The sequence below is a fragment of the Nocardia sp. NPDC056000 genome (assembly GCF_042269265.1).
GTDB lineage: Bacteria > Actinomycetota > Actinomycetes > Mycobacteriales > Mycobacteriaceae > Nocardia.
In genome coordinates this window covers 846,773-873,635 of the sequence record NZ_JBHJXS010000001.1, presented here as the reverse complement: position 1 = coordinate 873,635, position 26,863 = coordinate 846,773, and the positions used below count along the sequence as shown (strand labels likewise).

Annotated in this window: 17 protein-coding genes; 13 read left to right on the top strand and 4 right to left on the bottom strand. The window is 68.2% G+C overall.

What is annotated here, in order from left to right; all coding sequences use genetic code 11:
• The first annotated feature begins 34 nt into the window (after positions 1-34).
• Genes ACFC4D_RS03975 through ACFC4D_RS03920 form a run of 12 tightly spaced genes read left to right on the top strand, consistent with a single transcriptional unit; the run spans position 35 to position 21,567 of the window.
• Complete coding sequence (locus tag ACFC4D_RS03975; protein ID WP_376061694.1) at positions 35-2,434, top strand: hypothetical protein; 2,400 nt, start codon at positions 35-37, stop codon at positions 2,432-2,434.
• Positions 2,431-3,399 carry a hypothetical protein gene (locus ACFC4D_RS03970; protein WP_376061693.1) on the top strand — a complete coding sequence of 323 codons (969 nt, stop codon included), beginning with the start codon at positions 2,431-2,433 and terminating at the stop codon, positions 3,397-3,399. Before ACFC4D_RS03975 ends, ACFC4D_RS03970 begins: the two co-directional genes overlap by 4 nt.
• 9 nt (positions 3,400-3,408) lie before the next feature.
• Entirely contained in the window at positions 3,409-6,312 is a 2,904-nt protein-coding gene (locus ACFC4D_RS03965; protein ID WP_376061692.1) for a beta-ketoacyl synthase N-terminal-like domain-containing protein, read from the top strand.
• Complete coding sequence (locus tag ACFC4D_RS03960) at positions 6,309-9,323, top strand: amino acid adenylation domain-containing protein (RefSeq protein WP_376061691.1); 3,015 nt, start codon at positions 6,309-6,311, stop codon at positions 9,321-9,323. The genes ACFC4D_RS03965 and ACFC4D_RS03960 overlap by 4 nt, the downstream gene beginning before the upstream one ends.
• A gap of 6 nt (positions 9,324-9,329) precedes the next feature.
• A complete protein-coding gene (locus ACFC4D_RS03955) occupies positions 9,330-12,860 on the top strand; it encodes an AMP-binding protein (protein ID WP_376061689.1) in 3,531 nt (1,176 codons plus the stop codon).
• A 2-nt stretch (positions 12,861-12,862) separates the two neighbouring features.
• Positions 12,863-13,138, top strand: coding sequence for an acyl carrier protein (locus ACFC4D_RS03950; RefSeq protein ID WP_376061894.1), 276 nt, complete (start codon positions 12,863-12,865; stop codon positions 13,136-13,138).
• Positions 13,131-14,225, top strand: a complete 1,095-nt coding sequence (locus tag ACFC4D_RS03945; protein WP_376061687.1) for an SDR family oxidoreductase — start codon at positions 13,131-13,133, stop codon at positions 14,223-14,225. Before ACFC4D_RS03950 ends, ACFC4D_RS03945 begins: the two co-directional genes overlap by 8 nt.
• Entirely contained in the window at positions 14,213-14,902 is a 690-nt protein-coding gene (locus tag ACFC4D_RS03940; protein ID WP_364633164.1) for an ABC transporter ATP-binding protein, read from the top strand. The genes ACFC4D_RS03945 and ACFC4D_RS03940 overlap by 13 nt, the downstream gene beginning before the upstream one ends.
• A complete protein-coding gene (locus tag ACFC4D_RS03935; protein ID WP_376061685.1) occupies positions 14,902-17,382 on the top strand; it encodes an FtsX-like permease family protein in 2,481 nt (826 codons plus the stop codon). The genes ACFC4D_RS03940 and ACFC4D_RS03935 overlap by 1 nt, the downstream gene beginning before the upstream one ends.
• Positions 17,382-20,075, top strand: a complete 2,694-nt coding sequence (locus tag ACFC4D_RS03930; protein WP_376061683.1) for a phosphoenolpyruvate synthase — start codon at positions 17,382-17,384, stop codon at positions 20,073-20,075. Before ACFC4D_RS03935 ends, ACFC4D_RS03930 begins: the two co-directional genes overlap by 1 nt.
• The gene (locus tag ACFC4D_RS03925; RefSeq protein ID WP_376061681.1) at positions 20,075-20,695 is read left to right on the top strand and encodes a hypothetical protein; all 621 of its coding nucleotides are present in this window, start codon (positions 20,075-20,077) and stop codon (positions 20,693-20,695) included. The genes ACFC4D_RS03930 and ACFC4D_RS03925 overlap by 1 nt, the downstream gene beginning before the upstream one ends.
• Positions 20,692-21,567 carry a hypothetical protein gene (locus ACFC4D_RS03920; RefSeq protein WP_376061679.1) on the top strand — a complete coding sequence of 292 codons (876 nt, stop codon included), beginning with the start codon at positions 20,692-20,694 and terminating at the stop codon, positions 21,565-21,567. Before ACFC4D_RS03925 ends, ACFC4D_RS03920 begins: the two co-directional genes overlap by 4 nt.
• Here the strand turns inward: ACFC4D_RS03920 and ACFC4D_RS03915 are convergent.
• Genes ACFC4D_RS03915 through ACFC4D_RS03905 form a run of 3 tightly spaced genes read right to left on the bottom strand, consistent with a single transcriptional unit; the run spans position 21,502 to position 24,200 of the window.
• Positions 21,502-22,329 carry an FUSC family protein gene (locus tag ACFC4D_RS03915; RefSeq protein WP_376061678.1) on the bottom strand — a complete coding sequence of 276 codons (828 nt, stop codon included), beginning with the start codon at positions 22,327-22,329 and terminating at the stop codon, positions 21,502-21,504. The two genes, ACFC4D_RS03920 and ACFC4D_RS03915, sit on opposite strands and share 66 nt — an antisense overlap.
• Entirely contained in the window at positions 22,245-23,090 is an 846-nt protein-coding gene (locus ACFC4D_RS03910) for a hypothetical protein (protein WP_376061676.1), read from the bottom strand. The genes ACFC4D_RS03915 and ACFC4D_RS03910 overlap by 85 nt, the downstream gene beginning before the upstream one ends.
• 21 nt (positions 23,091-23,111) lie before the next feature.
• A complete protein-coding gene (locus tag ACFC4D_RS03905) occupies positions 23,112-24,200 on the bottom strand; it encodes an HtaA domain-containing protein (protein ID WP_376061675.1) in 1,089 nt (362 codons plus the stop codon).
• A gap of 238 nt (positions 24,201-24,438) precedes the next feature.
• Between ACFC4D_RS03905 and ACFC4D_RS03900 the strand changes: the two genes are divergently transcribed.
• A complete protein-coding gene (locus tag ACFC4D_RS03900; RefSeq protein ID WP_376061674.1) occupies positions 24,439-25,410 on the top strand; it encodes an Acg family FMN-binding oxidoreductase in 972 nt (323 codons plus the stop codon).
• Between the two features lie 73 nt (positions 25,411-25,483).
• Here the strand turns inward: ACFC4D_RS03900 and ACFC4D_RS03895 are convergent, their stop codons facing one another.
• On the bottom strand, positions 25,484-26,704 hold the full coding sequence (locus ACFC4D_RS03895; RefSeq protein ID WP_376061672.1) for a serine hydrolase domain-containing protein: 1,221 nt from the start codon (positions 26,702-26,704) through the stop codon (positions 25,484-25,486).
• Positions 26,705-26,863 lie beyond the last annotated feature (159 nt).

Genomic DNA, 26,863 nt, shown 5'->3' with positions numbered 1-26,863 from the left:
TTTCCGCTGCGGCGAAACAGAGTGAGGACGTGTGTTGATCAGTGAATCTGCGATCGGAATTCCCCGTATACCGGACCGCGGGCATGAGAGTGAGATCGCGCGCCGGCACCGGCTCTCCTGGATTCGGGAGCTGACCGGCAGCGAACTGTCTTCGCTGGATCGCTTCCAGCTCAACCCGACTCGGCTGGTCGGGAATGTGGAGAACCTGATCGGCAGCGTCGAGATCCCGGTCGGGTTGGCGGGTCCGCTGCTGTTCGAGGGCGAATACGCGCACGGCTGGATCGCCGCGCCGTTCGCCACCACCGAGGGCGCGCTGGTGGCCTCGGCCACGCGTGGCGCTCGCGCGGTATCGGAATCGGGTGGTGTGCACACCCGGGTGCTCGGCCAGCGCATGGTGCGGTCACCGCGCTTCGACCTGGACGATGTCGTTGCCGCACAACGCTTCGGCCGCTGGGTGCAGGAGCATCACGCGGAGTTGGCGGAGCAGATCGCCACGGTGTCCCAGCACGCGCGACTGGTCGGCCTGCGGCCGTTGCAGGTCGGGCGCAGCGTCGACATGCTCTTCGAATACGAGACCGGGGACGCCTCGGGTCAGAATATGACCACCGCCTGCACCTGGCACGCCTGCCAGTGGATCGACGCGCAACTGCGGGACGATCCCGAGATCACCATCCGGTCCTACTGCATCGAGGGCAATGCCGGGGGCGATAAGAAGATCGCCCAGCGCTCGCTGGCCAATGGCCGCGGTATGCGCGTCACCGCGGAATGCCGGGTGAGCGGCGATGTCCTGCGGCGCGTGTTCAAGGTCGATCAGGCCGATATGGTCCGCGCCTTCAATATCGGCGTCCAGGGTTCGGCCCTGAGCGGTGCGCTATCGCCGAATATCAACGTGGCCAACGCGATCGCGGCGATCTTCGCTGCCACCGGACAGGACATCGCCTGCGTCCACGAATCCGGTTCCGGTCTGCTCGGCATCGAAGCGGACGGGGATGGCATCTACGCGTCGCTGCTGCTGCCCGCGCTCGCCATCGGCACCGTGGGCGGCGGCACCCAGCTGCCGCAGCAGTCCGATTATCTCGAGATGATGGGCTGCGGCGGCACCGGCACGGCCCGCAGACTCGCCGAGGTCATCGCCGGATACGCACTGGCACTGGATCTTTCGACGCTCTCGGCGGTCATCGGCGGGCAGTTCGCGACCGCGCACGAGCGGCTCGGCCGCAATCGGCCGGTCAACTGGTTCACCGAACCCGATCTGACCCCCGAATTCTTCGATACGGTGCTGACCACCCGGGAACGCCCGGTGGAAACCGTGAAGGTCATCGGAAACTCCACCGCCGCAAGCGTTATCAGTGAGCTCACCCAGCGGGTGAGCATGCAGAAGCTGGTCGGCGTACTGCCGGTGGACGTGCACTTCCTCGATGATCCGGATCCGCTCGAGGTGATGGTCAAGGCCAAACCCCTCGACGGTGAAGTGGTGCTGGCCGCGCATCGACTGGTCTCGCTGGCGGGCGGCCCGCTCTCGGAAGCCTGGGCACGGGCCGGTGACGCGGGCGGATTCCTCGGCACCCATATGCGCGAGCTGGAGCTGTACCGGAATCCGGGACCGCTGGCGCGCATCATGCCGCATTGCTACGGCATCTACGAGGCGCCCGAACGCGAAGCGTTCCTGCTCATCCTGGAACGCCTGGGCGACAACGTGATTCTGAAGGATTCCGCGGACACCCCCGAACGGTGGACCGAGGCGCACATCCACACCGCGCTGCGCGGTATCGCCGATATCCACGGCCACTGGTACGGCCGCGTCGACGAACTGCTGGAACTGCCCTGGCTCGGCCCGCCCACCGACGCACCCCGGCTCGCGGGCATGGCCGAACTGTGGCGGGGACTGTTCAGCCATCATCGCGCGGAATATCCGGAGCTCATGCGGGGGCCGTGGCTGGATCGGACGCTGGAGCGCATCGACACCATCGGGGACTGGTGGCAGCAGCTCGAGGCGATGCCGCGCACGTTGGTGCACAACGACTTCAACTCCCGCAATATCGCGCTGCGGCGTTCGCCCAGCGGCGGCGCGGACGCACTGGTCGCCTACGACTGGGAATTGGCGAGTATCCATCTGCCACAGCGTGATCTGGTCGAACTGCTCGCCTACGTGCTCACCCCCGATGTGGATGCCGAAACCGTCGACGCCCACCTCGAATTCCATCGCCGCGCCGTGGCGGAGGCGGCGGGCGTTGACATCGATCCGGTGGTGTGGCGACACGGCTACCGACTCGCGTTGGCGGACTTCACCATTCGCCGTCTCTCGCTGTATCTGCTGGTGCACACGGTGCACGGACTGCGCTATATCGAGCGGGTGACCGCGACGGTGCGGCGACTGGACGACATCGAAGCGGATATGGCCTCTCGATCGACCGGACAGGAATTCCACGCGTGAGCACTCTGACCGCGACCAGGCAGTCCCCGTTCGCCCTGCGGCTGCTGGCGTACTCCAATGAACGATTCCCGGCCTGGCAGGTGCTCGGGCAGTTCCCGATGTTCCTGGTGGCCTTCCTGTTCGGCCAGGTCATCACCGGTAAGACCGCCGGGTTCACGGTGGACCTGTTCGTTGGCTTCGCGGCGTTCGTGGCCTACACGCTGATGGTGCGGACCATCGACGATCACAAGGACGCGGCGCATGACAACGCCCACTATCCCGAGCGGGTATTGCAGCGCGGGCTGGTGACCTTCACGCATCTCAAGATCATCGGCATCATCAGTCTGCTGGTGGTGCTGGGCGGCACGTTCTACGTCGACCGCGGCTTCGGACCCGTATCGGTCTGGCTGCTCGGCATTTTCGTCTCCAACAACCTGGTGCAGTTCGTCCAGGTGAAGTGGGCGTGGATCGGGGAGTGGCTGGAGGCGCGGCGGGTGCTGCTCGCGCTGTCGGTCATCCCGTTCTGGGGTGTGGGCGCGGTCTGGGCCGCGCAGATGGGTGCGGGCGCGGAATGGGTGCCCGCGAAGGTGTGGTGGCTGGTGGCGCTGTGGTCGGTGGCGGCGCTGCTGCTCGAGATCGCGCGCAAATCGCGCACCCCGGAGGACACCCGCGAGACGGTGGTCGACTACACCAAATCGGCGTCGTCCTGGACGCGTTCGCTCGGGCTGACCGGGACCGTGGTGGTGCTGGCGGGCCTGGCGCTGGGTGTGACGGTCCTGGAATTCGCCACCTTGGCCGTGATCGACCGGGGCGCGGGCTGGGCGTATGCCGCCCTGGGCGTCACCGCGCTGCTGCCGGTGGCCGCCGCACTGCTGTTCTGGCGCAAGCCGACTCGGGTCGGGGCCAAGAACGTATCCGAGGCGTCGGCCAGTGTGTGGCTGATCGGGCAGATCGTCTTCGCCGTCGCGATTCTCACCACCGGATAGGAGGCGTATATGAAGTTCGCCATCATCGGGGCGGCGATCAAGGTTCCGGGGGCGACCGATATCGATCTGTTCCGCGCCGAACTCGACCGTGGGGCAACCCATTTCGAGACGGTGTCACGGGAGCGGGCCCTGGCGTCCGGGCTGAATGCCGAGGACATCGGGCACGCCAACTATGTCGGGGTGGCATCACCGCTGGCCGGGGCCGAGGATTTCGATCGCGAATTCTTCCGCATGAGCGCCGCGGAGGCGCGCTGGACCGATCCGCAGCAGCGGTTACTGCTCACGCTGACGCATCAGGCGCTGGAGTCCGGTGGCATTGCCACCGGTGACGCCCGAATCGGCTCGTACGTAACGGTTTCCGAATCCTCCTACCTCCGGGGCCGGGTGGATCGGGTCAGTACCGCACGCGTGGACTACCAATCGCTGATCGGCAATGATCGCGATTTCGCGGCCGCGCGACTGGCGTACCGGTTCGGTTTCACCGGTCCCGCGCTCACCATTCAGAGCGCCTGTTCGAGCTCATTGGTCGCACTCCATCAGGCTTGTGCGGGACTGGCTTTCGGTGATGCGGACATCGCGGTGGTGGGCGCGGCATCGCTGAGTTTCCCGCAGCCGCACGGCTATATCTACGAAACCGGCGGCATCATGTCGCCGACGGGATCATCCCGGCCCTTCGACGCCGAGTCCGACGGCACCGTCCGCGGCAGCGGCGGGGGAGTGGTCGTGCTGCGCCGCCTGGAAGACGCGCTGGCACAGGGTGATCCGATCCTCGCGGTGGTCGCGGGCAGCGCGATCAACAATGACGGCGCACAGCGCATGGCCTTCAGCGCCCCCGCGGTCTCCGGACAGGTGGACGTGCTGACCGCCGCCCTGCGGCGCGCCGCCGTCTCACCCGACGACATCGGCTACCTCGAAGCGCACGGCACCGGCACCCAACTCGGCGACCCCATTGAATTCCGGGCCCTCACCAGGGCATACGCCGATACCGGTGGCCGCACCGCGCCCTGCCACCTCGGGTCCGCCAAGGCGAACCTGGGCCACCTCGATGCGGCAGCGGGCATGATCGGCCTGCTCAAAACCATCCTGACGCTGGACTCGGGCCGCATCTTCCCGCAACCCGGCTACCGCGCGCCCAATCCGGCCATCCCGCTGGATGATTCGATATTCACGATCGCCACCGAATCGGTGCCGAGCCCGGATCTGCGTTACGCGGCGGTCAGCTCCTTCGGCATGGGTGGCACCAACGCCCACGTCATCCTGGAACGCGCACCCCGCCTCGGCGTATCGCGTGCGGGCGGCGGCGATCGTGGAGTCCAGATCACGCTGTCCGCGCGCTCGGAAGCGGCCCTGCGGGGTTACCGCACGCGCCTGGCCGCGTATCTGCGCGATCACATTGACCTCAATCCGGCAGATATCGCCGCCACCCTCGACGCGCGTACCCGTCACCCCGAGGCCACCTGGACGACTCACATCGACTCGGTCACCGAACTCGTCGACCTGCTCCACGAGGACACGGCCAACCGGGAGCCGAGCGGTCCGGCCGACCGTGACCCCGACGGGATCTCGAACAGCGGCAGCGCCCCGGCGGCGCGACAGACACGGGTGGTCGCCGGAGAGCCAGGTGCACACAGCCAGGCGCATCGAATCTGGTTGCCGCCCGCGCCTTTGGCGGAGACCTTCCATGGGCTGCCGCTTCGGCTCGATGACCCGGCACGAGTGTCGTCAAATTCGGAGAACGACGCGGACGCGTCGGCTGGGGCGGCCGCCGCTGGCGCACCCGGCGGATTAGCCGACACCACCACATCGAGCCGCGCTGATGCCGCGCCCGAATCGGAGCAGGTCGCGACCGTATCCGGCCGGGCGGCGAGCGTTGCCGTGCCTGGCGGGGTGGAAGCCGATGTGCGGGAGTTGTTCTTGCGGCTCGCCGGGGAGGAGCTCGGCGCTGGAATCGATGAGCGGACCGATTTCTTCGCCGCGGGCGGGGAGTCGATCGCGCTGGTGGCGATTGTCGGCAAGGTGACCGATCGGATTCCGTTCGCGGTCGATTTCGGGGCGCTGGACGGCATCACCACGGTGGGCGAGCTGGGGCGGGCGCTGGCCGGGCAGGCCACCGCCGCCGGGACCCGGGATGGGTTGCTGGCCTTCGGGTCCGGGGAACCGATGATTCATCTCTTCCCGCCCGCCGGGGGCACCAACTACTGCTATGCGGCGCTGTCCCGGGTGGTTCCGGAGATCGGGCTGGCGGCGTTCCGCGCTCCGCATCCGGCCGGGGGATCCATCGAGGAGATCGCGGCGGCCTGCGTGGACGATCTGCGCCGGGCCGGGGCGATCGATGATCGGCTCGTACTGGGCGGGTATTCGTTCGGCGGGAATGTCGCGTTCGAGATCGCGCGGCAGTTGCAGGAGGGCGCGGGGGTCAGCGCTCGGAACGTGATCATGTTCGACTCCTTCGCGCCCGATGCGTTCGGTGGGCTGCGGGTGGATTCCGATCAGCTCGCGACGGAGGTCGAGGGGCGGTTGCGGACGGCTACCGCGGCGCTGCCCGGATACCGGTCGGCGGCGGACACCGATCGCAGCGGGGCGGTCGTGCTCGATTCCTTCCGGGAGATCTGGCTGGCCAATACCCGTGCGCTGGACCGGTATCGGCCCGCGGGCCGGATCGCCTCACCGATCACCGTCTTGCGGGCGCGCCAGCCGCTGAGCGCACCGCGCGCGCGAGCGCTGGGCATCGACCTCGGCGCGACCATGTCCTGGCAGCGGCATACACGCGGCTCCGTCCGAATCATCGACGTGCCGGGCGATCACTACACCCTGTTCACCGATCCGGCCCATGTGGCGGTCGCCGCAAAGGTTTTCGCGCAAACCCTGCGTTCGGTGCATTCCGTCGACCGCGAGGAGGCGACAGCTTCGTGAGATATGCGACCCCCAGTCAGCGCCGTTTCGTGCTGGCGGCCAAGGTGCGTCCCGGTGATCCGGCATCGAATTGGTCCCTGCTGTCCAGACTGCCCGCCGGAGCCGATCCGGTGCGCTTCGCCGCCGCGGTCGAGGCGGTGCTGCACGGCAATGACAGTTTCAACGAGATCTTCGAACTCGACGCGAGCGGCGAGATCATCGTGACGGCGACGAGCATTCGGCAATCCTGTTCGGTGCGTACGTATTCCGATATCGAGGCGGTGCGCGATCGCGTACAGGCGCTCGCGGACTCGGCATTCGAGCTGTCGGATGCCCCGCTTTACCACGCCGAGGTGGCGGTGGTCGGCGAGGAATCCTATTTCCTGTTCGCCGGTGCGCACGTGCTCTGCGACGGATTCGGTTTCTACAATCTGATCGGCGATTTCGCGGCCCGGTACGCGGACCCCGGCTATATCAGCCCGAGTACCGGTTCCCCGGTGGACACCGTGGAACCGTATGGAGCCGATCCCGCTGCCGCGCAGCGCTATTACGCCGGTGAATTCGCCGGTATCGACAACCTCGGCATCGACGGCTGGGATCGCCGGGACGCCCGGGGGCGGGTTGCGGGGGAGATCCTGCGCCATACCCTTCCGGGCGCGGACTATCGCGCCGCCGGAACGCTCGCGAAAAAGCTTGGTGTGCGCCGGTATTCGGTTCTGCTGAGCACCTACGCGCTGACCGTCGGATGCCTGTCCGGGCTGGACTCGGTTGTGGTGTCGGTACCGATGTCCAATCGCCGTGCGAGTGCGGCCGCGCAGGCCACACGCGGTGTGCGGGTCAACGCGTTGCCCGTCCGGTTCGATCTGAGCGGCGAGGCGACCTTCGCGGACCTGTGCCGCGCCGCGGACCGGCAACTCGCGCACCTCATCGAGTTCGAACAGTTCGCCTTCGCGGACTTCTCCCGCCGGCTGATCGCCTCGGATTCCGTTGACGCCGTGCAGCCTTCGGTCAGCTTCACCGTCTATCCGCGCCCGCTGGCGGTGGTGATCGACGATGAGGTCGGCGTGCCGGTACATGTCGACCGGCGGTTCATCCAGTACCCGCTGTCGATGAATATCGAGGTCGGCACCGATTCGGCGACCCTGATCATCGAACGCGCCGATCATCTGCCGCACTGCGATATCGGCGAGTTGTACACCCGGGTGCTGCGGCACGGCGTTGCGGCGGCCAATGTCCGATTGACCGAATTGCGCTGGGCGACAGCGGAGTCCGCCGCCGAGGTGCTGCCGGAGACCCGATTTCCCGAGCAGACCCTGGTCGAGGCGTATCGGGCCGCTGCCGCGAGCACTCCCGATGCTGTTGCCGTGATCGATGATTCGACCCGGCTCACCTACCGCGAGCTGGATCGCCTGTCGGACGATATCGCGAGCTGGATCGTGAACACCCTGCCCGAGCATCGAATCGGCGTCCGCCTGGGAGCCTCCGCGCGCCAGGTCGCGACCCTGCTCGGCGTCTTCAAGGCGAACAAGATCTATGTGCCCATCGATCCGGCCTCGGGTCCGGGACGCTACGCGCAGGTCGTCACGGGCTGTGGCGGCCTGACCGTCCTCGTGGACGTCCCGGACCCGGTGGAGGGCGCACGCGAGGTGCGGCTGCCGCTGGAATTCACCGCGGCGACCCCGCTCCCCGATCCCGCCGGAACAACCGACCTCGCCTACTTGCTGTTCACCTCGGGCACCACCGGAACCCCGAAAGGCGTTCAGGTCGAACATGCTTCGCTGACGCGTTTCTTCGACGGCCTGCGCCGGGCCATCCCGACCGGCCCGGGCCGGCGCTGGCTGCTATTCCATTCGGTGGCCTTCGACGTGTCCTTCGCCGAGACCTTCGGTGCACTGCTGAGCGGCGGCACCGTCTGCATTCCGGCCGATGCGGTGCGACGCGATCCGCACCGGCTGGCCGAGTACATCGCCGACCATGAGATCGCGGTGCTCTCCCAGACTCCCTCGGCATTCACCATGGTGTCCGGCCGCCTGGGCGATGCCCGCGCGCTCGAATACGTGATCCTGTGCGCGGAGCGCCTCGAATACTCCTCGGTGGCGGCCTTCGTCGCCGCACGCCCCGATGTGCGGGTCGTGAACAGCTACGGCATCACCGAAACCACCGTCTATCACACGGCTTTCGCGGTGCCCGCCGATACGGCGGACTTCCCGGCCGAATCGGTGATCGGAAGGCCGTTCGCCGATGTGGGCATGGCGGTGGTGGATGATCTGCTGCGCGTGGTGCCACGCGGCGTCCCCGGTCAACTGGTGGTGAACGGTCCGGGATTGATGCGGGGCTATCTGGGCCGCGATGATCTGACCGCCGCGCGCATCGTGGAGGTCGACGGTGTGCCGTCCTATCTGTCCGGCGATCGCGGATATCTCGATGACGCAGGCCAATTCGTGATCACCGGCCGCATCGATCGGCAGGTCAAGATTCGCGGGCATCGGTGTGAACTCGGCGAGATCGAGCACGCGGTCGCCGCCACCGGACGGGTGGAGGCGGTGTACGCCACCGTCTTCGGCGCGGGCCTGACCGCCGAACTCGTCTGTTTCGTCGTGCTCGCGCCGGACACGGGAACGATCGACGAACTGCGCCGCGATGTCCGCGCCGCACTCCCGCGCTATCTCGAACCGGATCGCTATCTGACGCGGACCGCGATGCCCATGACCGCGAACTCTAAGGTGGACGCGGCCGCGCTGACCAGCCTGTACGAAGCGGAAACAGCTGTCGCGCAGGAGATCACCTTCGACGGCACGACCGGGCGCGCCGATATCCGAGAGGTGGTCGACGCCATCTGGGCCGATGTGCTCGACGGAGCCGAATTCGACGGCTCCACCCGCTTCTTCGACGCGGGCGGCACCTCGGCAATGGTGATCCAGGTCGGCGAACGCCTGCGCGCCCGGCTGGGCGTGAACGATATCCACGTGGTTGACCTGTTCGAATACTGCACGCCGGAGTCGCTCACCGGCTTCCTGGTCGAGAAGGTGTGATCGGCAATGACGGAACTCTCGACGAGCGCGACGGACTGCGCCGAATTCACGCTGATGTGCGGCTGGCTGCTCGATCCGAACCCGGACACCGGAATCGACCTCGCCGATGAGGCCGACGGCTGGCAGCGCCGCACCTACCCCGAATTGCGCACGGCCGCATGGCGTATCGCCGCGCTGCTGCGCGAACGCGGAGTGCGCCCCGGCGACGGGGTGTGCGTGGTGCTGCCCACCGGCTTCGACTGCATCGCCTCGATGTACGCGGTGTGGGCCTGCGGTGCGACGCTGAGCCTGGTGCCGCCGCCGGTATTCGGCGGCGGCGAGGAGTACGTGGCGCACCTGCGCGGCATCCTCACGCAGGCGGTGCCGCGTATCGTGCTCACTTCGGGCGATATCGCCGAAACCATCAAGCGCGCCACAGAAGTTCTGACGGGCACGAGTGACGCGATGGCGGGCGCGGCCGACCTGCTGGACGGCGCGGCCGATGCGCTGGACGGTGTGACCGAAGTGCTGGTCCTGCAAGGCATTCCGGACTGCGACGGTGAACCCTTCGAGCGGGCTCCCGTACCGGCTGATGATTTCGCCCTCGTGCAGTTCACCTCGGGCTCGCTGGGCACGCCCCGCGGTGTGCGGATCAGCTGGCGGAACCTGGGCGCGAACACTTCATTCATCACCTCGGCCGTGGACTGGCGGTCCGGTGACGTCACGGTGTCCTGGCTGCCGCTCTATCACGATATGGGCCTGATCGGCGGACTGCTGGCCAGCGTCGCCAAGCAGGGCGAGCTGCGGTTGATGCGTCCGGATCAGTTCGTCCGCGATCCGGGCCGCTGGTTGCGTGCTCTCGCGGGCGCGCACCATTCGGTATCGCCGTCATTCGGCATGGGCTACACCGCCAAACGGGTGCAACCCGCCGAGCTCGAGGGTCTGGATCTGTCCGGGCTGCGGTCGCTCATCACCGGTGCGGAGCCGATCGATATCGCCGATGTGCACGCCTTCACGACCCTGCTCGCGGATACCGGGTACAGCCCGGAGAGCCTGCGCCCGGCCTACGGTCTGGCCGAATCCACGCTCATGGCAACGATTTCCGTGGCGGATCGAGTGCCCACCGCGCTCCGGGTGGACAGCTCGACGCTGCGCTTCGGTGCGGCCGTGCGGGTGCTGGCGACCGCGGTAGTGGATGGCGGCGCACTGCCCGGGGCGGGGTGGGTGGTCGGATTGGGCTGCTCCACAGCCGAATCCACCATCACGATCGTCGATACCGAGGGTGCGCCGCTCCCGGAGGGCGTACTCGGCGAAGTGGTGATCGCGGGACCGTCGGTGGCCCAGGGCTATCAGCCGATCCCGGGTGAGCCCGATCGTGAGGGCGCGACGCGTTTCATCGACGGCGCGGTCCATTCCGGCGATGCCGGATTCCTGCGTGACGGCCGGCTGTACGTGCTGGGCCGCATGGGCGCGAGCATCAAGGTGCGCGGCAAACCGGTGTTCATGGAGGACGTCGACCATCGCGTCGCACACGAAACCGGCCTCGCCAAACACAGATTCGCGGCCGTCGCCATGCAGGGCACCGGCGCGGATCAGGGCATCGTGCTGTTCGCCGAAGCGCGGCCGGGCGATTGGATAGAGGTGGCGCGCAAGGTGCTGCGCGGTGATCTCGGCCCCGCACAGCAGCTGACCATCGTGACCGGCCGGGCCGGTTTGATCCGCCGCACCTCGAGCGGTAAACCCCGGCGAAGGCTCATGTGGGAGCTGTATCGCGGTGGCGAACTCGGCGACGACGTGACCGTGCACGGTGCGCTGCGCGGCTCCGAGGTGACCGCGGCCGGACCGCGCCGCCCGGCGCAGGCGCTGCTGACCGACGGTGAGATAGCGGATCTGCTTGCCGCGGCGCTGGCCGTGGTGGACATTCCCGCCGATTCGACCGTCCTGCTGGAGGGTTCGATCGCGGAGGGTTTCGGCAATACCGGCTCCGATATCGATTTCCTGGTGGCCGTACCGGGTGCGGATCCCGCGCCGGAGATGCCGACCGTGCTGTTCCTCGGCGGTCGCCGGGTGGAGATCCGCACCCGATCGCGGGCGCAACTGGAAGATCAGCTCGCCTACGCGAGAAACGCGCTGCCCCAAGATGATTCCGACCCGACCACCCTGATCGACCTCAACCAGGACGTGCTCAATCGCTGCCAGCGATTCCTGCGCGCCACCGTGGTGCGGTCCGGGGCAGTGGATGTCGAGGAGATCCGAAAGCAGTACCCCTACGCCGATTTCGCCGCGCTCATGAGCGCGTGGTGGTTCGCCCGGGGACAACAATCGCTGCGCCAGGCCGTGGCCATGGCGGCACTCGAGGCGTGGCCGGAGGCGACCGGGTGGGCGCGTGACGGACTGCTCGACGCGATCAAGGGCTGGGCCGCCAATCGCGGCGAGACCTATATCGAATCGAAGTGGATCGGCCCGCAGCTCGATCGCATCGGCGAAAACGAAGTGGCGCAGCGGTATTACTCGCTGCTGCACCGGCTTACCGAGGACGTGACGGGTCCGGGCATGCTGGACGAGGTCCTGGAATTCGTGGTGACCCTGGGTCACCCGGCTGTGCCGAACGATCCGAAGATGGTGCGGTTGAGCCGGATCGGCGGCATCACCTCGTGGCCGATCGACGGCCGCATTCACGTACTCCGCGCCGATCGTGAGGTTTTCGTACTGTCGGACGGCGCGGCGAAAGCCTGGCGCTCGGTGGTATTCGGCCGCTCGCTGGCCGATGTGACCGCCGGTGCGGGCGCGTCCGCGCACGCCGATCTCGCCGAGTTCACCCGGCTCGGCCTGGTCGGCCTGAGCTGGCGGGACGCGGGTGCGCTGCGGCCCGCCGTGGCCATGGTCAAGGTGATCGGCGCGTACACGCCCCCGCCCACCACCGCGCCCGTCCTGGTCGGGCTGGGCGGCGGCGCACGGGACGCGGATCGGTCCGTCACACTGTCCCCGTTGCCCGCGGCCAGATTCACCGAATGCGCCTCGGCGCTGGTGTGGTCGAACGTGATCATCGAGAACGCCCGCGAAGATCTGGTGGGGGCGCTGGAACAGCGTCAGGGCCGGGTCGCCGAGGCCGCGACCGAGCGCCTGGTGCGCGGTGTGGTGCGAATGCTGCTGTCCACCAATGGATGTGCGCCACTACCGCCCGATATCGCCGCGGTCGCCACGCTCGATCGACTGCTCCCGCAGAGCGCGGACCGGGCCGAGTTGATCGCGCGGGTGCGCGCGGCACAGGCGGTGCGCTTCACCGAGCTGATCGAATCCGGCGCCGAATACACCGGACTCGCGACGGTGGACGCCCTGGTCGATATCGCCAGGGGCGTAGCCGATCTCACCTTCCCGGCCGCCTTCGATTCGCATGAGCAATGGCGGCGCACCCTGACCATCACCTACGACTGGCTGCGCCTGGCCGCCTATCTGAACACCGAACTTCCGATCGACGAGGTGCAGGACCTGCTGGCGTCCGGTGGCGCCCAGCCGCATCAGCGTCATCGGGCCAGTGAAGGAGAAGTGAACCGTTGACCGTGATTCCGATCGACGCGGCGACCATCGCCGCACGCACCCGCACCCTGATCGCGCATATGGCCCCCGAGCCGCCCAGCGCGGTCAGCGATGAACAGCGGCTGATCGAGGATCTCGGCTTCGACTCGATTCGCCTGATGGAACTCACGGTGGCGCTGGAACGCGGTTTCGGCCTGCCGCGCTATGCACCCGAACAGCTGACGAACGTGCTGCGGGTCGGCGATGTGGTGACCCTGGTCGCCACCACCCTCGGAACCGTGGGCGGTACGCGTGAGTGACTCGAAGGCGGTACTGGTCACCGGTGCGAGCGGTCTGGTCGGAGCGGAAGTGGTGGCGCGGCTGCGGGCGCGCGGGATTCCGGTCGTGGTGCTCACCCATCGCACACCGCAAATCGTGGACAGTCGCGGCACTCGTATCGACGCGGTCGAGTTCACCGGTGGCGCAGCCGAAGTCGCGTATGTGAAGGGCGATGTCCGGGAGCCCGGTTTCGGGCTCACCTCGGCCGCGCTCGCCCTGTTGCGCGAGCATGTCGGCACCCTGGTGCATTCGGCCGCCACCACCGATTTCGATGCCCCAGAACGGGATTACGCCGAACTCAATGTGGGCGGCACCCTGCATGCGGCCGAACTGGCTCTGTTCTGGGACATTCCGCTGGTGTACGTGAGCACGGCCTATGTGTGCGGTCGCCGCGAAGGGTTCATCGAGGAGGACTTCGCTCCCGGATCCGAATCCTTCGGCAACGGCTACGAACGCAGCAAATATCTTGCCGAACACCATATTCGGAACCTGCCCGGCTTGCGCTGGACGATCGTGCGCCCCGGCATCGTGACCGGGCTGACCGGGTCCGGCGCGATCCGCGATTACAAGAACCTCTACACCGTGGTCAAACTGATCGTGGAGGGGAAACTGCGCACTCTGCCCGGCCGCTATGACGCGACCCTGACCTTCGCGCCGATCGACTACGTGGCCGATGTGATCGTCGCCGCCGCAACGCGATTCGATCAGGCGCAGGGCAGGACCTGCCACGCGGTGGGCGCGAACGCCTCCTCGCTGCGGGCCATGTCCGAGATCTTCGCCGAATACCCCTCCTTCGAGGTGGCGCGCTTCGTACCCGCGTCCACCTTCGACCCGGCGGACCTCGATGCCGTCGAACGCGAGTACTACCTGCGTATCGGCGCGCAGTACACCAACTATTTCGACAGCCGCCGCGACTTCGGCACCGCCGCCGCGACCGAACTGCTCGGCGCGCCCCCGCCGGACACCGGACCGGACTATCTGCGGGTGCTGCTGGACCACTGCCTCGAAACGGGCTATCTGGGAACGCCATTGGCGAGTATCGAGGAGGTGCTCCAGTGCTGGAGCTGAAAGACGTATCCAAGTCGTATACCATCGGCGAACAGCAGGTGCGGGCGCTGTCCACGCTCAACCTGAGTTTCGAGGCGGGCACGTTCAGCGCCATCGTCGGCCCGTCGGGGGCCGGGAAGAGCACCCTGCTGCATATTCTCGGGGCCCTGGACACGCCTGATTCGGGCACGGTGGAATTCGAGGGCCGCGCGCTGGGTGCGCTCGGCGATGACGGTCTCGCCGAATTCCGCCGCCGCACCGTGGGTTTCATCTTCCAGTTCTTCAATCTGCTGCCCACCATGAGCGCCTGGGAGAACGTCGCACTGCCGCTGCTGCTGGACGGCGGCACGCTGCGCAAGGCCAAACCGCGCGCTCTCGAACTGCTCGCCCTGGTGGATCTGGCCAACCGCGCCAACCATCGGCCCGCAGAGCTGTCCGGCGGTCAGATGCAGCGTGTCGCCGTGGCCCGCGCGCTCATGCTAGACGCGCCGCTGATCCTGGCCGATGAGCCCAGCGGCAACCTCGACTCCAAGACCGGTGCGCAGCTCATGGAGCTGCTGGCCTCGATCGCGCACGACACCGAACGGCGGCGCGCGGTCATCACGGTCACCCACGATATGGTCGCGGCCGCGGCCACCGACCGGGTCATCACCCTGCGCGACGGCGGCGTCAGCAGCGACGAGAAGAGTGCCGCCTGATGCTCTCCGCCTGGGATCGACTGCGGTTCCTCAGTATTCGCGATCTGCTCGTGCACCGGGGGCGGGCGCTGGCGTCCATCGCGGTGGTGGCGGTCTCGACGGCGCTGCTGGTGACCGTGCTGTGCATCATCGGCTCCATCGATCAATCCATCGACCGGGTGGCGGCCGGGCTCGGCGGCAATGCCGTCCTCGAGGTCTCCGGGGCCTCGGACAGTGGTTTCCCGGTGGCGGTCCGCGATGAGGTGGCCCGGGTCTCGGGTGTGACGGCGGCGGTTCCGGTGGTTCGCACCGCGGTGAGCACCGCGCGCGGCACCGTGCTGCTGCTCGGCACCGATGCCACCGCCGCCGCGCTCGACAGTCCGATAAAGAACGAATTGACCGGGCACGCCGCGGCATTGACGACCGTCAAGGACGGCGTGCTGGTGGGTCCGGACACCGGATTCGCCGTGGGCGATCGGATTGCGCTGCGCGGCGGTGAGGTCACGGTGGCCGGGGTGCTGGACAGCCCGGAGGCGGCCCGGTTCAACGGCGGACGCTATCTGCTCGCACCGCTGCCGCTGGCGCAGCGGGCGGCCGGTAAATCCGGGGTGCTGGATTCGGTGCTGATCATCGGCGACGGCGGTGCGGACGCGCTGCGGCCGGGGGTGAGCAAGGCCGTGGCCGGGCGGGCCGTGGTGACCGAATCCTCCGCCGAGGCGAGCAAATCCAGCAATGGCGTCATGCTCATTCGCTTCACCGCGGTCGCGGCGGCGGGTATGGCGTTCCTGGTCGCCGGATTCCTCATCTACACCGCCATGGGTATGGCCATCGCACAGCGCCGACCGGTGATCTCCATGCTGCGCTCGCTCGGCGGGCGGCGGCTCACCCTGGTCGGAGATCTCCTGCTGGAGACGGCCGTGCTGTCCGCGCTGGGCGCGCTGCTCGGTGCGGGACTCGGTGTGCTGCTTGGTCGGTACGCCATCGAGCGGCTACCGGATCTGTTCCTGCAAGCCGTGAGTGCGCGCATCGAATTCATCGTGCCGGTGTGGGCGATTCCGCTGGCGGTCGTCGTCGCGGTACTGGTCTGCGTCGGCGCTGCCGGTCTGGCCGCGCGGCAGGTGTACCGGGTGTCCCCGGTGGAAGCGCTTGCCCCCGTGGGCGTCTCGGTCGCCGATGTGGTGCGGCCGCGACTGCGGATAGCGGCCGGGGTGGCGGCGGTGGTGATCGGTATCGGCGCGTTCGTGGCGACCCGGCAGCCCGGTATCGCCGCCAACGCCGGAATCACCACCATGTTCACCGCCGAGGTACTGCTCGGCTTCGCGCTCGGCGTGCCGATCGTGCGCGCCGCCGCCTGGGTGGCGAGCCGGTTCGGCAGTGCCGGTGAGCTTGCGGCCGAGGCCATTCGGCGCTCGCCGAAGCGCGCCTGGGCGACACTGATGACCGTCAGCGTCGCGGTGGCCGCGACCTTCGCGATCAGCGCGGGCAATACCAATGCCGTTGACTCGACCAAGGATTCGTTCGCGGCGCTGCGCGGTGCGGATGTCTGGGTGTCGACGACCCAGGCGGGGACGTTCCCCACCGGACCATTGCTGGCGACGGATCTGCCGGAGCGATTGCGGGCGCTGCCCGATGTGGCGCAGGTCGTCGAGGGCCAGGCCGGGTACGTCGCGCTCGGCGGTAAACGAGCCATGGCGTTCGGGCTCGCACCCGGCGCTGCCAGCCCGCTGCTGGCAGCCGTGGACTCGAAGGTGCGACAGGCGGTGCTGGATGGGCAGGGCGTGATCATGTCCAGTGATCTGTCCGATGCGCTGAAACTGACAGTGGGGGACTCGGTTTCGATGCCGACCGCCACGGGGGAGCGCGCGATCACCGTGCTCGCCACGGTGCCGTTCTTCTCCGGCCTCAATGGCGCGATCGGCATGGCGCTCCCGAACATGCGTGAGTGGTTCGCCCGCCAGGGGGCCTCCACGCTCGAACTGCACGCCGCGCCCGGTATCGATCCGGATCGGCTGCTGACCGAGGTGCAGGGCGTACTGCCCGCCGGGACCCTGGCCTATACGGGTGCGGCGGCGGTCCAGGGTTTCGGGGATTCGCTGAACCAGGCCACCCGGCTCAATCACCTGATCTGGATCATCGTGGTGATCATCTCCGCTGTGGCGCTGATCAATACGCTGCTGCTCTCGGTGCTGGAACGGCGGCGAGAGCTCGGGGTGCTGCGGGCCATCGGATCGAGCCGGCGGCTCGCCCTGGCCATCGTGCTCGCCGAAGCCGGAGCGATCGGCATCACCGGCGGTGTGCTGGGGCTGATCTTCGGATCGGTGGAACAGGTCATCGCGGATCTGGCCTCCGCGCGTGCCTGGAATGTGGACGTCGAATTCGTGCCCGTCCCGGCGGCATTCACGCTCGCCGTCGGTGCGCTGGTGATCTGCCTCGTCGGCAGCCTCATACCGGCGTGGCGGGTGGCACGGATGAACATTATCGAAGCGATCGGAGCCGACTGATGACCGTGCTGTCAGAGAACGCAGCAGCGCTATTGCACGCCGGTGACAGCGTCACCGAAGCGGACGGGAAGCTGGTGGGCGGCAAGGCGATCGGGCTGGCCCGGCTGCTCGGCACCGGTGCGCGCGTTCCGGAATGGTCGGTGGTGACCATCGAGGCATTCGACGCGCACCTGCGATCGGGCCGGTTGCCGGAGCTGTACCGCGGAGTCGCGGCCGCGACGACCGATGCCGAGCGCGCCGCGGCAGCGACCAGGTTGCGCGAGGCGATTGTCGAATCGCCCGTCGACGCCGAATTGACCGATGCCGTAGCCGGATTCATGCGCGGCAGGGGACCGATCGCGGTCCGCAGTTCGGCGGTCGGCGAGGACGGTGCGGACCGCTCGTACGCGGGGATCTTCGAGAGCTACCTGTTCCGCACCGAGGCCGACCAGGTGCTGGACGCCATTCGGCGGTGCTGGGCTTCGGCTTTCAGCGCGCGGGCACTGCACTATCGCGGCGACTCCGAGGCCGCCGCGCCCGAAGTGGCGGTGATCCTGCAGGACATGGCCGATGGTGAGGTATCCGGGGTCATGTTCACCGGCAACCCGATCACCGGCCGCATGGACGAGGCGCTGATCAGCGCCTGCTGGGGGCTCGGCGAGGGGATTGTGAGCGGGGCCTGCGCCACCGACGAATTCGTGCTGTCCCACAGTGGATCCGAGCTCACCACGCGGATCGCGGACAAGGACGTCGAGTACATCCGTGACGCCGCGGGCGGTGTGCGCGAACAACCGATCGACGGCGATCGCCGCACCCGCCGCTGCCTCACTGCCGAGCAGACCTCGCTGCTGGTGCGCGAAGGCGTGCGCATCGCGACCGCGCTCGGCGGACCGCAGGACATCGAATGGACCGTGCGGGGCGGCGAAATCGTTGTGCTGCAGACCCGTCCGATCACCGCGGCCGCCACGGCCGCCGATCCGGCCGCGCTCGGAACCTGGCGTGCGGTGTGGGACAACAGCAATATTCAGGAGAGCTTCAACGGGGTCACCTCACCGCTCACCTTCTCCTGGGCGGCGCGGGTGTACGAGGTGATCTTCACCGAGACGCTGCGCATGATCGGCGTGCGCGAACCGGTCATCGCCGCGCACGATCAGGTGCTGCGCAATATGGTCGGACTGGTCTCGGGCCGGGTGTACTACAACATCGAGAACTGGTACCGGGTACTGAGTTTGGCCCCGTACTTCCGGCGGAACAAGGAAGACGTCGAGCGGATGATCGGCGTCGAGAACCCGGTCGACTTCATCGAGGGCATCCATCCCGGTCTGCGTGAGCGACTGGTACGCCTGCCCCAGCTGCTGCCCGTGGTCGCGGTGCTGGGCTGGCGCATGGCCAATCGCGGTGCGCTGGTCGATCGATTCCAGCAGGAGGTCGGCGCGGAGGTCGATCGGATTCGGCGCGCCCAGGCCACCGCCACCGATCTGCGGGAACTGCTCGAGCTCGCCGATCAGGGTTTGCGGCTGTTCGGGCGCTGGTCGGTGCAGATGATCAACGATCTGTACCTGAGCAATCAGGCCGGGCGGGCGCGGCGGCTGCTGGCCAAGGACGGGACGCCGGTGCCCGAGGAGGTGGTCGCCAGACTGCTCGCTTCGGAGGAGGCGGTCGAATCACTCCAGCCCACCGTGATTCTCATGCGATTGGCCGGGCGGATTCGCACGGACGCGGCGCTGCGGGAGGCGGTGTTCACCGGCGATCCGCGCACCGGCTACGACGCGGTGCGGGAGGCTTCACCCGCCGTGCGGCAGGTACTCGACGACTACATCGAGCTGTACGGCGACCGGTGCATGGGCGAGCAGAAGCTGGAAACCGTTTCGCTGCGCCAGGATCCGTCCTTCATCGTCACCGTGCTGCGAAACTATGTGAACGACAACGGGATCGACGCGGACGAACTCGAACGCACCCATCGCGCGCGACAGGAGGTGTTCGAGCGCGAGGTGCTCGATACCCTGCCCGCCGCGCGCCGCACCCGCCTGATCGCGGTGCTGCGCAAGGCCCGGCGCGCGGTGCGCGACCGCGAACGGGTCCGGCTCACCCGGACCCGGATCATCGGCGTCGGCCGGTCGGTCTACCTGCGCATCGGTGAATTGCTCTCCGCCGCAGGGCAATTGGATGCGCCGGGGCACGTCTTCTACCTGACCATGGAGGAAATCCAGGCGTTCGCCGAGGGCAGGTCCATGACCTCGGATCTGGGGGCGCTCGCCCGCAACCGCATCGCCGAGTTCGCCCGCTACGAACTGGTCGAACCGCCGAACCAGTTCGAGACCACCGGCCCGCCGTCGCTGGCCGCCGACACCGCGGTTCCCGATGCGGCCGTCGCCGATTCGGCGACGCTGCGCGGAACCGGTTGCTGGCCGGGCATTGTCGAGGGCGACGTGCAGATCGTCATGAGTCCCGAGGACGATCTCGACGTCACCGGCAAGATCCTGACCACCCGCCGCACCGATCCCGGCTGGGGGCCGTTGTTCCCCAGCGTCAAGGGTCTGCTGATCGAACGCGGCAGCACGCTGTCGCATTCGGCCGTGCTGGCGCGCGAACTCGGCATTCCGGCGGTGGTCGGGGTACCGGGGCTGATGTCGATCGTGCGCGATGGCGAACGCGTGCGCCTCGACGGTGGGTCCGGCGTGGTGCAGCGGCTCGACTGGGCGGGGGAGAGCTGATGCCCACCGTGGTGTGCATCGCGGGCGGCGACGCCTCGGGGAAGAGTACCCAGGTTGCTGCCGTCTCAGCGGTCTTGCGAGACAGGGGAATTCGCGTCGCGGAAGCCGGGATCTGGGATGCCCTCGACGCTCCCGCCATCGCATCGCGACTGCCCTTCCGTGACCGCGACGAGGTCTTCGGCTATCTGCGTGTGCTGCGCCCGCTCTCACGCGCGCTCTTCCTGTTCCATGCCGTCCAGGTCGCGGTGGAGCTCGCGGCCGATTCGGAACCGGAGGTGATCCTGCTGAATGCCTACTGGTACAAGTACTTCGCCACCGAGGTAGCGCACGGCGGCGACGCCACCGCCCTGCGCGCCTACGCCTCCGGCTTCCCCGAACCCGATCTGACCTGCTACCTGAAGGTATCCCCGCAGACCGCGCTGTCCCGCAAGCTCGAACGCAGCGATTACGAAAGCGGATACGGCGATGCGGACACCTTCCTGCGGTTCCAGCAGCACAGTCAGACTGTGCTGGACGGTCTTTCCCGCGAACTCGGCTGGCGAGAACTCGACGGCACCGCCGATCCGAACACCCTCACCGCCACCATCGCCGCCGCCATCCCGATCGGCGCGGCGCTATGACCGCACCCCATCGCATAGCCGTGGTGGGCATCGACGGCAGCGGCAAATCCGAATTCATCACCCGGCTGCGCCACCTCGCCCCGCCCGATGAACGCTGGATCGCCCTGAGCTGTCCCGACTTCCACCACACGCCGAACGGCCCGCTGCACGAGCTGTCCCGCCAGCTCAAAGCGGTGAGCGATGCTGCCGACACCGTCGGCTATCCGGCCGTAAAGGCCGCCGCCCTGTATCTCCGCATGACCCTCTACGGCCCGGTCGAAGACTTCTTCCGCACCACCTTCGACCCGAACGTGCTGGTGTGCGAACGCCACCCACTCATCGAAACCCTCGTCTACGCCCCGCTCTACGCCCGCATCGCCCAGAGCGAACGCAGCGATCCAACCCGCCTGGCCGATGTGTTGGCCCTCGCCGACCAACTGCAACCGGGCTCGGCACCGGCTGTAAAAGCCTGGCAGCGAACCGAATCCGCCCGCGTCCACCTCGGTGCCGACCTGGAGACCACCCTCGACGACATCCTCACCATCCTGTCCCACCCCACCGCCACCGCACTGGAACGCTTCTCCACCGCCTACCGCACCACCCTCCCCGACACCATCCTCTGGCTGGACACCCCACCCGATCAAGCCGCCCGCCGCTGCGCCGCCCGCGGCACCATCGAAACCCACGAAAGCCCCGCCCACCTGACCGCACTGCGCGCCAACTACCTGCGCACCCTCGACGAACTACGAATCCTGTTCCCGGAAATGGCGATTCATCGCATCGAGAACACCGATGCGGACAGTCTCGACGAGATCGCCGGGCGGGCACTACATCTTGGCGCCCGGCGGGACCGCGCGGCAGGCGGCGAGCAGGTCGTAGCCCGCGTGCAGTAGTTCGGCGTGCGGAGGCCAGACCTGTTGGGCCCAGTGCGGATCGTTGTGGGTGGAGTCTATTCCGGCGCGCATCGCGCCGATCAGGTCGAATTGCAGGTCGCGGCGTAGTTCCAGGATCGGGGGCGCGTCGGCGGCAGCCTCGCGCAGGCGTTCGCGCAGGACGGTGGTGCCGGTGCGGACGCGATGTTCGGTCCAGGTGAAGGTGCGGCGGTGGGCGCGGGGGAGGACGAAGCGCAGGGCCAGTAGGGCGATGATGACACCGATCGCGGTCTCCACCAGGCGATCTCGCATGACCGCGCCCACCGCCTGGCCGTTCGCGCCCGCGCCGCCGGCCAGCAGGGCGACCGGGGTGAAGAAGATCGCGGCTACCGAATAGTTGCGGGTGATGAAGAGTTCTACGCCGAATTGGAGTACGGCGAGCACCAGGACGAGAGCGAAACCGTTGGGGGACAACTGGATCAGGGCCGCGAAGACCACGAGTCCGGCGGCTGTGCCGACCAGGCGGTGGATCGCGCGGACTCGGCCGTGTACCCGATCCGGTCCGGCCTGCAGGATGATGAGGGCGGTCAGGATTGCCCAGTGCGGGTGGTCCGAGCCGCTCAGTCCGCCGAGTATGCCCGCCACAACGACGGCGCAGGCGACGCGTACCGAGGTGACGGTCGCGTGTGAGTCCCAGTTCAGTGAGCGCAGCAGTCGATACCGGATTGTGGGGCGGGCCAGGGGAATTCCCTGCGCGTCCGCCTCCGGATCGGTGGTCCCCAAGCGTCGATGCGCCGAAAGCAGTTGCAGCGTCGCGCCTTCGGTGTCCTCGGACAGCCGGCGTCGTAGACCGTTCCCCAGGCATTCCACAGTGCTTCCGCCGCGCGATGCCGCTGGGCGGCGGTCGCCGTGCCCTGATCGCGTGCGGCCGCGTACTCGTCCACCGCTCGCACCGCCAGGGCCACCGCGATCCGTTCCGGCTGATGCGGTGCGATCAGCCGCCCGGCCATCGACACCAGCAGCGCGCCCGCGACGCCGAGCGCGGTCGCGATCATGATCCCGTCCGCTCCCACCCCGGAACGGGTCGCCGCGAGCGCACCCGAACAGGCCACCAGGAAGAACATCACCCCGGGCGGCCCCAACCGGGCGGCATCGATCAGGTACACCCCGAGCACCGCCAGGACCGGCAGCACCGCCACATCCACCAACCAGGCCGCCGTGCCGGTGCTCGGCGTGGTCGCACCGACCGCGATACCCAGCCCGACGCAGGCGAGCAGGGCCGCGCCCGCGATCGAAATCACCTGCCACCGAACGCGATACGCCCGTCCCTCGCCGTACATCACCGCGAACGCGCCGAAGCAGACGAACAGCGCCCAGTCCGCGCGACCGCATGCCACCAGCAGCGCTGCGGGCAGACCGAACGCCAATGCCGTGCGGAGCCCGGCGTCCCAGCGCCAGCCACCCGGAGCAAACCGCAGCAGCAGCTTGCTATCTGGTACTACGGATGGCGGGCGTTCTCCTGGCAAATCACGGTCGGGGGTCACCGTCCCATACAAGCACGGGTGTCAGTAGCGGAAGCTGACGGGCGCGGCGGCGCGGCCCGCGTAGAGCTGCAACGAGGCCGGGGCGAGCACCGGTTCGAAAGTGGCTGATACGTTCTGCCATTCGGTGCGGCCCGGAGTGGCCGGGGCATCGAGCCGGGCCACCCGGATGCGATGCAGTGAATCGGTGCCGATGGTGTCCGACGTGGAGGTTTCCGCGGTGAGCCACGTTCCGCCGCTGGTGAATTCGATCCACGGATTCGCCAGTGCGATCTCGCCGAGGTGGAATCGGGTCGAGGCGGTGATCGCCCCGCGATAGCGCACGGTGCCCAGTCCGGTGCGCGGATCGATATCCGACTCGTCGAATGCGAAGGTCAGCGCCTTATCGCGGACGCCCGCACCGTCCGCGCCGGTGACCGATCCCTGCAGCGTGCCGGTCACGGTATCGGCGAATCCCGGTGCGAGAGACCAGCTCAGATCGGCGCTGGGGGCCACGCGTGTGTTCGGGCCGGGTGCCGGATCGAAACGCACCGGGGCGGACAGCTCCTGGCCGGCGTTCACAGCCTCGGCCGCGGCATAGGTGTAGACGCCGTAGACGGCATCGGCGGGCAGCTTGCTCGGCTGCGACACTTCGAGCACGGCGGTGAAATCACCGTTCGCGGACAGCGGCACCCACTGGTTGCGAATGGTCCGCTGGAGATCGAAGGGAACGCGCGGCACCTGGTTCAGCGCGGGCTCGCTCAATACCCACTGCACGGCCGAGCGGGTTGCCGCGCGCGATGCGGTCGGCGCGCCCGCCGAAGGCCGCCACTCCGGGGCGAACGCGCCGAAGGTGATGAACGTCCCATGCGGGACGCCGGGCGGAACGGGCACGGGCAGCCCGTCGGTATTGGCGGCCGGATCGAAGCCCGCGCCCTTGACCGTGATCCGGTCGCCGGGGTGCAGCACGGTATCGCCGAGCGGGGTCACGCCATCGGCGGCGAACAGTTCGATCGAGGGCACGGACGGTACCGCCGATGCCGGGAGCGCGGGCACGAACGCGGCACCGGCCAGAACCGCCAGCGCGACCGCGGGCACTCGTTTCGGGACCGAACGCAGCGTTACTCTCGTCATGTAGGGTATCCTAACCAAACTCTAAAATACCCAGTTCACGAAGGTATTTTGCGAGCTGAATCACCCTCTGCGAGTCCTGGCCGCGGGCAACTGGTCATGGCGATAGGGCAGCATGGAGGTCACGATCGCCGCCCGCGTCCCCGTTGGAGCGGCCCGCCGGCGCCATGCGCGCCGGCGATATCGGAAAGTGAAGGCGCATGATCGACCAGAGCGTAGTGGCGTCCGAAGGTACGGGCGCATGATCGACCGGAGCGCCTTGGCGCAGGCATTCGAGACGGCCGTCGGCATGGCCGCCCGAGCGCCGTCGATTCACAACACCCAGCCGTGGCGCTGGCGTCTCGACGACGATGTCATCAATCTGTTCGCCGATCCGGAACGCCACCTGCCCGCCGCCGATCCGGACTCGCGCGGTCTGGTGATGAGTTGCGGTGCGGCACTGCATCATCTGCGTGTGGCGCTCGCGGTACTGGGCTGGCGCTCCCAGGTGAAGTATCTGCCCGATGCGGCCGATCCGAATCATCTGGCCGCCGTCACGGTCACCCCGCACCCGCCCGAACAGGGCGAAATCGAGCTCGCCGCCGCGATTGTGCACCGGCAGTCCGATCGCCGCCGCTTCGGTCCGCGCCTGGTCACCCAGTCGCATCTGCGCCGCATGTCCGCGGTCGCACCGCACTTCGGAGCCGCCGCGCGGCAGGTGCCCGCATCACTGCGCGGGGCCCTGGCGGAGGCCAGTTATCGCGCCGCCGACCGGCATGCGCTGGACCCGCGCTATCGATCGGAGATGGCGCGCTGGAGCGGCAGGCACGGCTCACCGGACGGCGTCCCCGCCGCCAGCGCGCCGCCCGCGCGCACCGCGGACGAGATCATGCTGCGCACGTTCGCGAGTCCGGAGCTCAGCGATGTCGACACCGAGGCCGACAGTTCGGAATGGCTGGTGATCTGCACCCCGGCCGATGACCGCCGCGCACATCTGCGCGCGGGTGAGGCCGCCAGCGCCCTGTTGCTCACGGCCTCCAGCCTCACGCTGTCGAGTTGCTTGCAGTCCGAGCCACTCGCCATGCCGGACCTGGCCGCCGCCATTCGTACCGAGGTGCTCCAGGACGCCGCGTACCCACAGGCCATGGTGCGAGTGGGGTGGGCGGCCGCGGGCGCGGCACCCCTCCCACTCACCCCGCGCCGCCCCGCCGACGATGTGATCGACGTGAGCTAGCGAAAACCTTTGTGCGGCGCGGCTTTTGCCGGGGCGGGCAGCGCGACCGCACCCGGGTCCGATTCGCCGGTGTCTAACCGGCTTCCGCGTAGCGATCCGCCACCGGGGCGGTTTCGGCCGCTGCCATTGCCGCGCGCTGTGCCGAGGCCGCCAGGAACGGGAGCCGGGTATCGGCCACCGAGGTCGGGATGCTGCCGAGGTGGTTGGTGACGAAGCCGATCGAGAGCCCGAGCGTGGGAATGGCGATTCCGCCGGAACCGCCTAGGCCGAAGTGGCCGAAGGCGCGGCGGGTGAGCTTGGTGCCGACGATGGCGCGATGGTAGCCGCGCGCGAATTGCGGTGCGGCGCCGAGCACATAGTCGTAGCGGCTGTTGGCGGGCATCCGGGCGATGGCCGCGGCGGTCTCCGGATTCAATAGCCGCCGATGCCCGAGCTGACCGTCATTGGCGAGCGCGCCGTACATCTTGCCGAGCGCGCGGGCGGTGAAGGTGCCGTTCCAGCCCGGCATCATGGCGTCGTACGGCAGCGGGCCCGTGGTCATATCGGCCCAGCCGTCATAGACCGCGCCGCGTGCCGAACGCACCTGGCGCACAGCCGCGAAGGGCGCGATGAGGGTGTCCATCGGAATGCGGGCGATGCCGAGTCGCGGCCCCAGCGTGGCGACCCGATCGCGTTGGTGTTCGGGCACGCCGAACCAGAAGTCGTTGTCGCCCAGCGATTCCGCCAGTTCGGTGCGCAGCACATCGCGGAAGTCCCGCCCGGTGGCGCGCTGTGCGATTTCGGCGATCAGGGTGCCGAAGGTGATGGCGTGATAGCCGGAGGCCCGCAGCCGCATGGGATCCGGTGCGGAAGCGGCGATGGCCGCGGCGACGCGATCGTGATCGAGCAGCTCATGCGCGTCCGGCAGCAGTCCCCGAATCCGCTGCAATCCTGCCCGATGACTGAGCACGTCCTGGATTGTGATGTAGCCCTTGCCATTCGCCGCGAACTCCGGCCAATAGGTCGCAACCGGCGCATCCAACGCCAGTTCGCCACTTTCGATCAACCGATTGGCCACGGTCGCCGCGACACCCTTACCGGTCGAATACGACAGTGCGATGGTGTCGCCCCGCCACCGCCGATCCGGCGCGGCCCACCCCGCCCACACATCCACCACCGGCTCCCCGTGCAGGTAAACCGACAGCGCCCCACCGCCCTGCCCCCGCCGCCGGAACATACGGAAAAACCTCGCCGCCACCCCCGTGAATCGATCATCGATCACCATGGACGTAGTCGCAGCCAGAGCACCCGGCATCGTCAGACTCCTTTGTCTGTCCCGCTCACAGCAAAGCCAGTGCTAACAACTGCAAGCATCTTGCTAACTAACTGTAAGCGAAAGAGCCCCCGCACCGAATAGTTCTGTCTCAGGAATCAACCCGGGGAAGGAATACCCAGCGGTGGCGATGTGGCGGGG

Excerpts from the sequence above, each read along its gene's own strand:
- ACFC4D_RS03905 (WP_376061675.1), bottom strand. The coding sequence starts at position 24,200 with ATGACGAGAGTAACGCTGCGTTCGGTCCCGAAACGAGTGCCCGCGGTC.
- ACFC4D_RS03920 (WP_376061679.1), top strand. The coding sequence starts at position 20,692 with ATGACCGCACCCCATCGCATAGCCGTGGTGGGCATCGACGGCAGCGGC.
- ACFC4D_RS03935 (WP_376061685.1), top strand. The coding sequence starts at position 14,902 with ATGCTCTCCGCCTGGGATCGACTGCGGTTCCTCAGTATTCGCGATCTG.
- ACFC4D_RS03930 (WP_376061683.1), top strand. The coding sequence starts at position 17,382 with ATGACCGTGCTGTCAGAGAACGCAGCAGCGCTATTGCACGCCGGTGAC.
- ACFC4D_RS03925 (WP_376061681.1), top strand. The coding sequence starts at position 20,075 with ATGCCCACCGTGGTGTGCATCGCGGGCGGCGACGCCTCGGGGAAGAGT.
- ACFC4D_RS03965 (WP_376061692.1), top strand. The coding sequence starts at position 3,409 with ATGAAGTTCGCCATCATCGGGGCGGCGATCAAGGTTCCGGGGGCGACC.
- ACFC4D_RS03900 (WP_376061674.1), top strand. The coding sequence starts at position 24,439 with ATGATCGACCGGAGCGCCTTGGCGCAGGCATTCGAGACGGCCGTCGGC.
- ACFC4D_RS03895 (WP_376061672.1), bottom strand. The coding sequence starts at position 26,704 with ATGCCGGGTGCTCTGGCTGCGACTACGTCCATGGTGATCGATGATCGA.
- ACFC4D_RS03955 (WP_376061689.1), top strand. The coding sequence starts at position 9,330 with ATGACGGAACTCTCGACGAGCGCGACGGACTGCGCCGAATTCACGCTG.